The 12,156-nt window shown below is 63.3% G+C and carries 9 protein-coding genes; 3 read left to right on the plus strand and 6 right to left on the minus strand.

Features of this window, described 5'->3' with window-relative positions; genetic code table 11:
* Positions 1 to 8: 8 nt before the first annotated feature.
* The 3 genes from LVS58_RS18095 to LVS58_RS18105 all read right to left on the minus strand — a co-directional run bounded on the left by LVS58_RS18095 (position 9) and on the right by LVS58_RS18105 (position 3,208).
* Positions 9 to 1,220 carry a nitrate/nitrite transporter gene (locus LVS58_RS18095; RefSeq protein WP_233692176.1) on the minus strand — a complete coding sequence of 404 codons (1,212 nt, stop codon included), beginning with the start codon at positions 1,218 to 1,220 and terminating at the stop codon, positions 9 to 11.
* Positions 1,221 to 1,405: 185 nt separating this feature from the next.
* Positions 1,406 to 1,981 carry an ANTAR domain-containing response regulator gene (locus LVS58_RS18100; RefSeq protein ID WP_233692177.1) on the minus strand — a complete coding sequence of 192 codons (576 nt, stop codon included), beginning with the start codon at positions 1,979 to 1,981 and terminating at the stop codon, positions 1,406 to 1,408.
* Between the two features lie 12 nt (positions 1,982 to 1,993).
* On the minus strand, positions 1,994 to 3,208 hold the full coding sequence (locus LVS58_RS18105; RefSeq protein WP_233692178.1) for a CmpA/NrtA family ABC transporter substrate-binding protein: 1,215 nt from the start codon (positions 3,206 to 3,208) through the stop codon (positions 1,994 to 1,996).
* A 137-nt stretch (positions 3,209 to 3,345) separates the two neighbouring features.
* On the opposite strand from LVS58_RS18105, the gene LVS58_RS18110 reads away from it, so the two are divergent.
* A complete protein-coding gene (locus LVS58_RS18110; RefSeq protein WP_233692179.1) occupies positions 3,346 to 4,368 on the plus strand; it encodes a quinone-dependent dihydroorotate dehydrogenase in 1,023 nt (340 codons plus the stop codon).
* Positions 4,369 to 4,554: 186 nt separating this feature from the next.
* On the opposite strand, the gene rmf is transcribed toward LVS58_RS18110, so the two are convergent.
* The gene (gene rmf / locus LVS58_RS18115) at positions 4,555 to 4,770 is read right to left on the minus strand and encodes a ribosome modulation factor (protein WP_003248687.1); all 216 of its coding nucleotides are present in this window, start codon (positions 4,768 to 4,770) and stop codon (positions 4,555 to 4,557) included.
* A 562-nt stretch (positions 4,771 to 5,332) separates the two neighbouring features.
* Between rmf and rlmKL the strand changes: the two genes are divergently transcribed.
* Both rlmKL and LVS58_RS18125 read left to right on the plus strand, forming a co-directional pair.
* The gene (rlmKL, locus tag LVS58_RS18120; RefSeq protein ID WP_233692180.1) at positions 5,333 to 7,525 is read left to right on the plus strand and encodes a bifunctional 23S rRNA (guanine(2069)-N(7))-methyltransferase RlmK/23S rRNA (guanine(2445)-N(2))-methyltransferase RlmL; all 2,193 of its coding nucleotides are present in this window, start codon (positions 5,333 to 5,335) and stop codon (positions 7,523 to 7,525) included.
* Between the two features lie 94 nt (positions 7,526 to 7,619).
* Positions 7,620 to 10,010: a sensor domain-containing diguanylate cyclase gene (locus LVS58_RS18125; RefSeq protein ID WP_233692181.1), complete on the plus strand. Its 2,391-nt coding sequence runs from the start codon at positions 7,620 to 7,622 to the stop codon at positions 10,008 to 10,010.
* A gap of 133 nt (positions 10,011 to 10,143) precedes the next feature.
* On the opposite strand, the gene dacB is transcribed toward LVS58_RS18125, so the two are convergent.
* Entirely contained in the window at positions 10,144 to 11,598 is a 1,455-nt protein-coding gene (gene dacB, locus LVS58_RS18130; protein WP_233692182.1) for a D-alanyl-D-alanine carboxypeptidase/D-alanyl-D-alanine endopeptidase, read from the minus strand.
* Positions 11,599 to 11,798: 200 nt separating this feature from the next.
* A complete protein-coding gene (locus tag LVS58_RS18135; protein ID WP_003248695.1) occupies positions 11,799 to 12,143 on the minus strand; it encodes a YggL family protein in 345 nt (114 codons plus the stop codon).
* Between the last annotated feature and the right edge of the window lie 13 nt (positions 12,144 to 12,156).

Raw genomic sequence — 12,156 nt, forward strand, 5'->3', positions numbered from 1 at the left:
GGCGTGCCTCAGACCCGCGCTGCAGTGACTGCAGCCGAGCCCCAGGTGGTGCGCCAGCGCTGTTTCACACCGTGCAGGCCGAACCAGGCCAGCAGGCCCAGGCTGGCGAACAGCCACAGCCCCAGTTGGTAATCGCCAGTGTGCTGCTTGATGGTGCCAAGCCCGGCCGCCAGCAGGAAGCCGCCGATGCCACCGGCCATGCCGATCAGGCCGGTCATTACCCCGATCTCTTGGCGGAAGCGTTGTGGCACCAGTTGGAACACTGCGCCGTTGCCGGCCCCCAGGCCGAGCATGGCGCTGACGAACAGCGCCAATGCGGCCGCGGCAGAGGGCAGGTTGAAACCGACTGCGGCAATGCAGATGGCGGCCACGCCGTACATGCCCAGCAGCGTGCGGATGCCGCCAAAACGGTCAGCCAGGGCGCCGCCGAGCGGGCGCATCAGGCTGCCGGCGAACACGCAAGCGGCAGTGTAGTAGCCGGCGGTGACCGGGCTCAGGCCGTATTGGTCGCTGAAGTAACCGGGCAGGGCGCTGGCCAGGCCGATGAAACCGCCGAAGGTAACGCTGTAGAAAAACATGAACCACCAGCTGTCACGGTCACCCAATGCCTTGAGGTAGTCGGCCACGGCTTTCGGCTTGGGCCGTTGCGGGGCATTGCGCGCCAACAGGGCGAACACCACCAGCGCCAGCGACAGCGGGATCAGCGCAAAGCCGAACACATTGTTCCAGCCAAAGCCCGCTGCCAGTGCCGGTGCCAGCAAGGCCGCGAACACCGTGCCGGAGTTGCCGGCGCCGGCGATGCCCATGGCTTTGCCCTGGTGCTGCGGCGGGTACCACTGCGAGGCCAGCGGCAGCGAGACGGCGAAGGACGCACCGGCAAAGCCCAGGAACACGCCCAGCAGCAGGGCCTGTTCATAGCTGTGCACGCCAAGGTACCAGGCGGTGGCGAGGGCGACGATGACCACCACCTGGCCGATCAGGCCGGCAGTCTTGGGCGACAGGCGGTCGACCAGAACGCCCATGGCAAAGCGCAGGATTGCCCCGGCCAGGATCGGCGTGGCCACCATCAGGCCCCGTTGTTGTGCGCTCAGTTGCAGGTCGGCAGCAATCTGCACCGCCAACGGCCCCAGCAGGTACCAGACCATGAAGCTGAGGTCGAAGTACAGAAACGCGGCGAACAGCGTGGGCACATGCCCGGATTTCCAGAAGCTGGTACTCATCGAACACCTCACTCGGTAGTACAACGGAACGAAAAAGACGCCGCTACCCGCTCCACGGGCGTGGAGGGGAGAGCGACGTCTTTGTCGGGATTCAAGTGGGGTAACCGCCGTTGGCTACCGGTGAGATTTGTTGAGCAAGAGATGGGCCAAGTATTGGCCGCGTCTGTCTTTAGATTTATGGCGCCTCAGCCCAGCATCTCATGCATGGCAATAATCTGTTCGGCCACCTGAATCAGCTTCTGCTGCCGGCTCATGGCCTGGCGACGCATCAGGGTATAGGCCTGCTCTTCGTTGCAGTCCTTCATCTTCATCAGCAAACCCTTGGCTTGCTCGATGCGCTTGCGTTCGGCCAGTTGCTGGTCGCGCGCCAGCAACTGCGTCTTCAGTGCCTGGTCGCTTTCGAAGCGGGCCATGGCCACGTCCAGGATCGGCTGCAGCCGCGCAGCATGGATGCCTTGGACGATATAGGCGCTGACCCCTGCCTGAATTGCCTGGCGCATCATTCCGGGGTCGTGCTCGTCGGTGAACAACACGATGGGCCGCGGCTGGTCACGGCTGACCAGCACTACCTGTTCCATCACGTCGCGGTCGGGTGAGTCGGTATCGATCAGCACCACGTCGGGGCGCACCGTTTCAACGCAGGCGGGCAGGTCGATAGTCAGGTCTGGGGCTTCAATGATCTCGAAGCCGGCCTCACTCAACGCCGCCCTGAGGCGACCGAGCTTGCTCTGGGTGTCGTCGATCAATAGGATGCGCAACATGTTCGTCCCCCCTCACGCGCCGACATGGGCATCGGGCAGTTCGCCCAAGGCATGCAAGCTGAAACTGCGGGCGTAGCCGAAGGGGTCGCTGCCGTCCCAGCGTGAGCCATCGATCAGCAGGCTGCTGCGCGTCGGTTGGCCCGGGCAAGCGATGCCCAGGCTCTGTGCGGCCTCGCTGAACAACTGCAGTTGCTGGACCTGCCGGGCCACGCCGAGGTAGTCGGGGTCTTCGCGCAGCAGGCCCCAGCGGCGGAACTGGGTCATGAACCACATACCGTCGGACAGGTAGGGCAGGTTGGCCCGGCCTTGGTCGAACAGGCGCAGGGCATGTGGGTCTTGCCATTGGTTGCCCAGGCCATCCTCATAGTGGCCGAGCAGGCGGGGGGCTATGCTGTCCAGCGGGGTGTCCAGATAGGCGCTTGCGCTGAGCAGTTGCGCGGTGCTGCGGCGGTTTTCCGGGCTTTGCTCGATGAATCGGCTGGCGGTGAGGATCGCCTTGATCAATGCACGGGCGCTGTTGGGGTATTGCTCGGCAAAGGCACGCGCACAGGCCAGGACCTTTTCCGGGTGATCCGGCCAGATGGACTGGCTGGTGGCCAGGGTGAAGCCTTGGCCTTTGGCCACGGCGTCGGCGGCCCAAGGCTCACCCACGCAGAAGCCGTCAATGCGCCCGGCCTGGAGGTGTGCCGCCATCTGCGCCGGTGGCACCACTACGCTGTCGACGTCGCGCAGCGGGTGAATGCCCTGACTGGCCAACCAGTAATACAGCCACATGGCGTGGGTGCCGGTGGGGAAGGTCTGGGCGAACGTCAGGCGTGCGCCATGCTGGTGCACCAGGCGCGCCAGTGCCTCAGGGTTGGTCACGCCCTTGCGCTGCAGGGCAGGGGACAGGTTGATGGCCTGGGCGTTCTGGTTCAGGCCCATGAGCACTGCCATGTCGCCGGCAGGTACGCCGCCAATGCCCAGGTGCACAGCGTAGACCAGGCCATACAGGCAATGCGCGGCGTCCAGTTCGCCGCTGACCAGCTTGTCGCGCAGCCCGGCCCACGAGCCCTGGCGCTTGAGGTTGAGGGTAAGGCCGTGCTGCTGGGCGAAGCCCTGGGTGGCGGCGACCACGACCGAGGCGCAGTCGGTCAGGGCCATGTAGCCGATGTTCAGGCTGGTTTTTTCCGGCGCGTCGCTGCCGTTGACCCAGGCCAGGGGCGTTGCTCGGGGTACAGTGTTCACAAGAGTCCTCGCCCTTACTGATAAGGCTGTGGGCTGAACAGGTGCAACCGATGTGCCAAGCGCTCCACGATTTGCTGTCCTGCCAGCCCGTCGCTGGCTATAATCGCCCCCTCACTCACCCTGAGCCTTGCCCGCCCATGTATACCCTGGCCCGCCAGCTGCTGTTCAAGCTTTCCCCGGAAACTTCCCACGACCTGTCCCTGGACCTGATCGGCGCCGGTGGCCGTATGGGCCTCAACGGCATGCTGTGCAAGCAACCGGCGTCATTGCCGGTTTCGGTCATGGGCTTGAACTTCGCCAATCCGGTGGGGCTGGCAGCTGGCCTGGACAAGAACGGCGCGGCCATCGACGGCTTCGCCCAGCTGGGCTTCGGCTTTGTCGAAATCGGCACTGTCACCCCGCGTCCGCAGCCAGGCAACCCCAAGCCACGGTTGTTCCGCCTGCCGGAAGCCACGGCCATCATCAACCGCATGGGCTTCAACAACCTGGGCGTTGATCACCTGCTCGAGCGCGTACGCGCCTCGCGCTACAGGGGGGTGCTGGGCATCAACATCGGCAAGAACTTCGATACCCCGGTCGAACGTGCCGTCGATGACTACCTTATCTGCCTGGACAAGGTCTACACCGCCGCCAGCTACATCACGGTCAATGTCAGCTCGCCCAATACCCCGGGCCTGCGCAGCCTGCAGTTCGGGGACTCGCTCAAGCAGTTGCTCGATGCCCTGGCCGAGCGACGCGAGCAACTGGCCGGTGCACATGGCAAGCGCGTGCCCTTGGCAATCAAGATTGCACCGGACATGAGCGACGAAGAAACGGCGCTGGTGGCCGCCGCGCTGATGGAGTCGGGTATGGATGCGGTGATCGCCACCAACACCACGCTGGGGCGTGAAGGTGTCGAAGCACTGCCGTACGGTGGCGAGGCAGGCGGCCTGTCGGGCGCACCGGTGCTGGAGAAGAGCACCCATATCGTCAAGGTGCTGGCGGGTGAGCTGGGCGGCAAGTTGCCGATCATTGCCGCCGGGGGCATTACCGAAGGCCGCCATGCTGCCGAGAAGATCGCGGCCGGGGCGAGCCTGGTGCAGATCTACTCGGGTTTCATTTACAAGGGGCCGGCGCTGATTCGCGAAGCGGTGGATGCTATCGCGGCAATGCCGCGGTGACTTGACAGGCCCATTCGCGGGCAAGCCCGCTCCTACAGGGGTAGTGGGGGCCGAATCTGACGGCGAAGAGACCGGTACAGCTGATGAGTTTGCCAAGCATAAAAAAGGGCCCCTTCAAGGGGCCCCTGGGCCTTCGCCCGCCGCCCGGATGGGGCGTGCATGGTAAATCGAATTCAGTGTCCTCGTTCAGCCAACGGCGTGATTTTCGTTGAGTCTATGGATGCCAGCGGTGCCAGTCATTCCGTCCCAGTTATCACCGCGACCTTCACGCCAGCCGTTGATCCAGGCTTGGCGAACAGAAGGAAGATTGAAGGGGCAAAGTTCGCGGGATTTGCCGGTGACCCCGTATTGGTAGCCACGTGAATATGCTCTTTCCAACGGATCACGCTTAAGTCTTCTCATAGGGTGTTGCCCTCACTTGTTGACTGTAATGTCCCGTCGGCCTCTCCGAGGCCGGGCAGAGTCGTTCTGCCGGTTTGCGCTCGCTGCCGGCGTGGCGAGCTGAAAGTGCCGCCTCGTTGCGAAGCGGCCTGAGACCAGTTCTATCGAATGCGAGTCACGGTGTGAATGATCGATTTGTCATAAGCACGTAACGTTTCCAAGGGTGAGGGGATAAGTAAATAAATGCGACTCAACCTTGTTTGGTGTTCAGCCCCGCAATAATCGGGGTTTGCCGTTCTTTGACGTCATTTCGCCAGCGTTGTTTGCGGATGACAGAAATATTTTGAAATGCGACGAAGGGTCACATTGGCCCGCAGATCGCCAGAATTACGCGTACTGCCTGATGATCTAAGCTGTCTTTGCCCCTGGGCCAAGCACGGATCGGTCAGGCGGCCCGGCTTTTCTGCAGCACGTTGTGTGCCGCAGAAGGCCACCCGCACGCCTGCTGGAAAGGTGTACGGGCAAACATCGCGGGGCGATGCGTCGCCCCGTCAGTCAAATAGCCCAAGGCGCTGGAATACTCATGTCGGACCGTTTCGAACTTTACCTCACCTGTCCCAAAGGCCTTGAAAGCCTGCTTGCCGAAGAGGCCAAGGGCCTCGGCCTTGACGAGGTGCGCGAGCACACCTCGGCCATTCGCGGCGCCGCCGACATGGAAACTGCTTACCGCCTGTGTGTCTGGTCACGTCTGGCCAACCGCGTATTGCTGGTGCTAAAGCGCTTCTCGATGAAGAACGCCGACGACCTTTACGACGGCGTGCACGCCGTCGACTGGGCTGACCACCTGGCAGCCGACGGTACCCTGGCGGTGGAGTTCAGCGGTCATGGCTCAGGCATCGACAATACCCACTTCGGTGCGCTGAAGGTCAAGGACGCGATCGTCGACAAGCTGCGCAACCGCGAAGGCCTGCGCCCGTCAGTGGAAAAGATCGACCCTGATGTGCGTGTGCACCTGCGTCTGGACCGCGGCGAGGCCATCTTGTCCCTCGACCTTTCCGGACACAGCCTGCACCAGCGTGGCTACCGCCTGCAGCAGGGCGCCGCGCCGCTGAAGGAAAACCTGGCGGCAGCGGTGCTGATCCGTTCTGGCTGGCCGCGTATCGCTGCCGAAGGTGGTGCGCTGGCTGACCCGATGTGCGGTGTGGGTACCTTCCTGGTCGAGGCGGCGATGATCGCCGCCGATATTGCCCCCAACCTCAAGCGCGAACGCTGGGGCTTCAGTGCCTGGCTCGGCCATGTGCCGGCGCTGTGGCGCAAGGTGCATGACGAAGCGCAGGCGCGCGCGCAGGCTGGCCTGGCCAGGCCACCGCTGTGGATCCGTGGCTACGAGGCTGACCCGCGGCTGATCCAGCCGGGCCGCAACAACGTCGAGCGTGCCGGCCTGAGCGACTGGGTAAAGATCTACCAGGGCGAAGTCAGCACCTTCGAGCCACGCCCGGACCAGAACCAGAAAGGCCTGGTCATCAGCAACCCGCCCTACGGTGAGCGTCTGGGTGACGAAGCCAGCCTGCTGTACCTCTACCAGAATCTGGGCGAGCGCCTGCGCCAGGCCTGCATGGGCTGGGAAGCAGCGGTATTCACTGGTGCGCCGCAACTGGGCAAGCGCATGGGCATTCGTAGCCACAAGCAGTACGCGTTCTGGAACGGCGCATTGCCATGCAAGCTGCTGCTGTTCAAGGTGCAGCCTGACCAGTTCGTCACCGGTGAACGCCGCGAGGCACAGCCTGAAGGCTCCGAAACCCGCCAGCAGGCGCCGCAGGCCAGCGAGCCCGCACGGCTGTCGGAAGGGGCGCAGATGTTTGCCAACCGCCTGCAGAAAAACCTCAAGCAACTGGGCAAGTGGGCCCGTCGCGAGCAGATCGACTGCTACCGCCTGTACGATGCCGACATGCCTGAATATGCCCTGGCGGTCGACCTGTACCAGGACTGGGTACACGTGCAGGAATACGCCGCGCCACGTTCGGTGGACCCGGACAAGGCTCAGGCGCGTCTGCTCGATGCACTGGCTGCCATCCCGCAGGCGCTGGGCATTTCGCCGCAGCGTGTCGTGCTCAAGCGTCGCGAGCGGCAGAGCGGCACGCGCCAGTACGAACGTCAGGCTACCGAGGGCCGCTTCCAGGAGGTGAACGAAGGTGGTGTCAAGCTGCTGGTCAACCTCACGGACTACCTGGATACCGGGCTGTTCCTCGACCACCGCCCGATGCGTATGCGCATCCAGCGTGAAGCTGCCGGCAAGCGCTTCCTCAACCTGTTCTGCTACACCGCCACGGCCACCGTGCACGCGGCCAAGGGCGGTGCGCGCAGCACCACCAGCGTGGACCTGTCAAAAACCTACCTGGACTGGGCGCGGCGTAACCTGGCGCTCAATGGCTATTCCGAGCGCAACCGCCTGGAGCAGAGCGACGTAATGGCTTGGCTGGAAGGCAACCGTGACAGCTACGACCTGATCTTCATCGACCCGCCAACCTTCTCCAACTCCAAGCGCATGGAAGGTGTATTCGACGTGCAGCGTGACCATGTCCAGCTGTTGGACCTGGCCATGGCCCGTCTGGCGCCGGGTGGTGTGCTGTATTTCTCCAACAACTTCCGCAAGTTCCAGCTGGACGAGCATCTGATGGTGCGTTACGCGGTGGAAGAAATCAGCGCCCAGACCCTGGACCCGGACTTCGCCCGTAATAACCGTATCCATCGCGCCTGGCGTTTGCAGCTTCGGTGAGGCGACGACATACATTGCACGGCTAATGGCCAATAGCTATAACTGAGGGCAGGGCAAGATAATCCGCAGGACGCTGACGTGACGAGATGGGTGTATGTCAAAGTGTGGCGTGCGTGCGCGGTTGCTTGGCTTGTGCACAGAGAGGGCGTCCGCTTGGGCGATGGCGCTGATTGCATTGGTGGCGGGCGGCGTGTTGACCACTGCCTTGGCATATGCCGCGCACACCTTCTACAAACAGCAGCTGCGCCAGCGCTTTGAGCTGCTGGCCAGCGAGCGCTCCAGCCGTATTGCCGAGCGCTTTGATGAACAGCAGCAGCGCCTGGACGGGCTGCGGCGGTTTTTCAGCTTTTCCAACGAAATCAGCCCGCGCGAATTTGATGGCTATGCCCGGCCACTGCTGCAGCGCACCCTGGCCTATGCCTGGGCGCCGCGGGTAGAGGCTACGCAACGCACCGAATTCGAGCGCCTGGCCAGTACCCATACCGGCCCAGGCTACGTGATCCGGGACCAGGACGCGCAAGGCCAGTGGCGCCCGGCATCGCAGCGCGACCATTATTTCCCGGTACTCTATACCCAATCGGGCGAACTGCCTGGGTTGCCCTACGGCCTGGACCTCGCTGGCCGAAGCGAGCCTCAGGCGGCCTTGGCGCGGGCTCTGGGGCCAGGCAGCATGGCGGTTTCCGAGCCCTTGGCCCTGTTCGATACCCACTCGCTGGAGCGCGGCCTGTTGATGGTCGCGCCGGTGTTTTCCGATGCCGACCCCCGCGGTGCGGCAGCGGGTTATGTGGTGGCCTTGCTGAGCATGCGCGAGCTGGTCAGCGACGGTCGGCCGGTAGCGGCCGATGACAACCTTGTCGTGCGGATCACGGACCCGTCTGGTTTACAAGGCCCCGTGGTGCTGTTCGATTCGCAAAACCCGGTCGCGCCCTTGGCCCTGACCAGCAATCAGTCGTTGCGCCTGGCCGATCACCCTTTTCAGCTGAGCATTCAGCCGAGCCAGGCGTTCGTGCAGGCGAACCGCTCCTCGGCAGTGCTGGCGGTCGGCTTGTTGGGCGGACTGTTGAGCCTGTTGCTCAGCGTGCTGCTCTACAGCCTGTTCAGTCAGCGTCAGCGCGCCCTGGCCCTGGTCGCTCAGCGTACTGCCGAGTTGCAGGTCAGCGAGCAGTCGTTGCGTGGCACCCACAACCAACTGCGCAGTGTGCTGGAGGCCGCGACCCAAGTGGCGATCATCGCTACCAATCTCAAGGGGGTGGTCAGCACGTTCAATGCCGGTGCCGAACGCATGCTCGGTTACGCGGCCAGCGAAGCGATCGGCCGGCTGCGCCTTGAAGACCTGGTACTGCCGGAGGAGCTGAACCTGCGTGCCCAGGCCTTGAGCTTGCGCTTTGGCCGCGCCATTGCTGGGGGCCAGGCGATGTTCGCTGAAACGGTGCAGGCGCACGGGGCCGAGCCTGGCGAGTGGACCTTGCTACGTGCCGATGGCAGCCAGCTGGTCGCCAACATGCTGGTGACTGCCATGCTCGACGAACAGGGGTTGTGGGTTGGCTACCTGGCCATCTGCATTGACGTCACCGAGCGACGCCGGGTGCATGAGGCGTTGGCAGCGCGTGACCGGTTGCTGGAAAAGCTCAGTGCCGAGGTGCCGGGCGGCATCTACCAATATCGCCTGGATGCCAACGGCCATTCGTGCTTTCCATACGCCAGCCTGGGCCTGTATGACATTTATGAGGTCGACCTGATGCAGTTGCGTGAGGATGCCTCGGCGGTGTTCGAACGTATCCACCCCGATGACCTGGAGCGCGTGCGCTGCTCGGTGCGCTATTCGGCCGAACACCTGTCACCCTGGCGCGAGGAGTATCGGGTCTGCCTGCCCCGGGCGGGCCTGCGCTGGGTGCGTGGCGAGGCGACCCCGGAAATGGGCGAGCAGGGCTGCACCCTGTGGCATGGCTACCTGACGGACATCTCCGACCTGAAGGGCGTGGAGGAAGAGTTGCGGGCGCTGTCGGTCACCGACTCGCTGACCGGTATCCATAACCGTCGCTATTTCCAGGAGCGTCTCAAGATCGAACTGGAACGCGCCCAGCGCGATGGCTTGGCGCTGGCGGTGATCATGCTCGACATCGATCACTTCAAGCGCATCAACGACCGCTTCGGCCATGCCGTCGGCGACCGGGTGCTGCGCAGCCTGTGCCAGCGCATCGGTCAGCGTTTACGGCGTACCGATGTGTTCTGCCGCTTGGGCGGGGAAGAGTTCATGGTGCTTTGCCCGGGCAGCGATGTCGATCAGGCCCGGCTGCTGGCGCTGGAGTTGTGGCAAGGGGTGCGCAATGTACCGGTGGAAGGCGTGGGCCAGGTGACCGCAAGCTTTGGTGTGGCGGGCTGGCGGCCGGGCGAAGGCGCCGATGCCTTGCTGTTGCGCGCCGATGCCGGCGTGTATGCGGCCAAACAGGCCGGGCGGGACAGGGTGGCGGGGGAGTCGGCCTGAGCGCTGCCGGTTGCCGGTACCGGGCCTTTCGCGGCTAAAGCCGATCCCACAGATTGCACAGGTTTGGCAAACCGTGCGGGTCCATCCTGTGGGGGCGGACTCACCCGCGAAAGGGCCAGTGCAGGCTAACCAATCAATTAGCTGCAGTACTGCCAGCCAGCTTCGGCTGGCGATACAGGTCAAGCAACACCTGATCCAGCACCTGCGAGGCACCCCACGGTTTAGGGTCATTGAGAATCGCCGCCACCGCCCAGGTATGGCCGTTGCTGTCGCGGCTGAAGCCGGCAATCGCCCGCACAGTGTTCAGTGTGCCGGTCTTGATGTGCCCTTCACCGGTCATCGCGGTGCGCTTGAGACGCTTGCGCATCGTGCCGTCCATGCCCACCAGCGGCATCGAGCTCATGAATTCGGCAGCGTAAGGGCTCTTCCAGGCGGCTTTCAGCATCTCGGCCATTTCCCGGGTACTGACCCGTTCGGCACGCGACAGGCCAGAGCCGTTTTCCATCACCAGATGCGGCGCGGTAATGCCCTTTTTCGCCAGCCATTGGCGGACCACGCGCTGGGCAGCGCGGGCGTCGTCGCCATCGGCATCGGTGCGGAACTGCGCGCCAAGGCTCAGGAACAGCTGCTGGGCCATGGTGTTGTTGCTGTACTTGTTGATGTCGCGGATCACTTCCACCAGGTCTGGCGAGAAGGCGCGGGCCAACAGGCGAGCACTCTTGGGCACATTCTCGATGCGGTCGCCACCCTGGATGTTGCCACCCAGTTCGTTCCAGATTGCGCGCACGGCACCGGCGGCGTAGGTGGAATGGTCGAGCAGCGACAAGTAGGTTTGCGAGTTGCAGCCGTCACCCAGTTGGCCGCTGACCGTGACACTGATGCCGTCGGCCTGGGGCACCGGGTTGTAGCGCACATCACCGGTGCATTTCTTCGAGGCTACCGGCTTGACCTGGTTGTCGATACGGATACTGGCAATCGGTGGCTCGACTGCGACGGTGACTCTGCCACCATCATTGCGCGCCACGAAGCGCAGGGCCTTGAGGTTGACCAGCAGCGAGTCGGGCTTGACCAGGAACGGCTTGTTTTCATCACCGCCGTCGTCGTTGAACTGTGGCAGGTTGGGTTGCACGAAGTGGCTGCGGTCCAGCACCAGGTCACCGGTGACGGTGCGCACGCCATTGGCGCGCAGGTCACGCATCAGCAACCACAACTTTTCCATGTTCAGTTTGGGGTCACCGCCACCTTTAAGGTACAGGTTGCCGTTAAGCACACCGTTGCTCAGGGTGCCGTCGGTGTAGAACTCGGTTTTCCACTGGAAGGTCGGGCCAAGCAGTTCGAGGGCGGCGTAGGTCGTGACCAGTTTCATGGTCGAGGCCGGGTTCACCGACACATCGGCATTGAACACGGTCGGTGTGCCGGGGCCATCCAGCGGCAGCATCACCAGCGACAGCGCTGTGTCCTGCAGCTTGTTGGCCTTGAGCGCCTGCTGCACCTTGGCAGGCAGGGTGGTATTGACGGCGGCATGGCTGGGCAAGGCAAGGGGCAACAGCAGGCCGGCAAGAACGAGGGGACGAAGCGTTTTGATCATAGTGAGTGAAAACCCTACGGCGAGGGAAAAGGACTTTGGGGCTGTAAGAGATGATGGCCCCACGACGTAAACACTACGCATTATGCCCCAAGCGCAGCCACGATGCGTCACGTTCGACGGAAAAGCATCGCCAATAAAAAGGCCACCCGAGTGGGGTGGCCTTTTCAGCAATCAACCTTTCAGCCCGAAGCTGACAAGTATCACTCAGCCTTGTTGATCGGCTTTTCCGGGTACCAGGCATCCAGCAGCGGGCTGACTTCAATCTTGGTCAGTTCGCTACGGCCTTTGAGCCAGGCTTCAACGGCAGCGCGCTGCTCTTCGCTGACCGAGCCGCGTTTGACCGAGCACACCAGGCCGAAATCGTCACCGCCTACATAATCCAGGCCGTTGGCGTCCATGGCTTCTTCCAGGAACGCGTCGAGGAAAGCATCGATTGCCTGGTCATCCAGATCTTCCTTGAATTCCAGGTTCAGCTCGAAGCCCAATTCCTGAAACTCGTCGACACACAGCTTCTTGCGCAGACGACGGGAGCGGTTTGTGGCCATGAAACAATCCTCT

It is taken from the genome of Pseudomonas sp. JR33AA (assembly GCF_021378985.1).
Lineage (GTDB): Bacteria > Pseudomonadota > Gammaproteobacteria > Pseudomonadales > Pseudomonadaceae > Aquipseudomonas > Aquipseudomonas alloputida.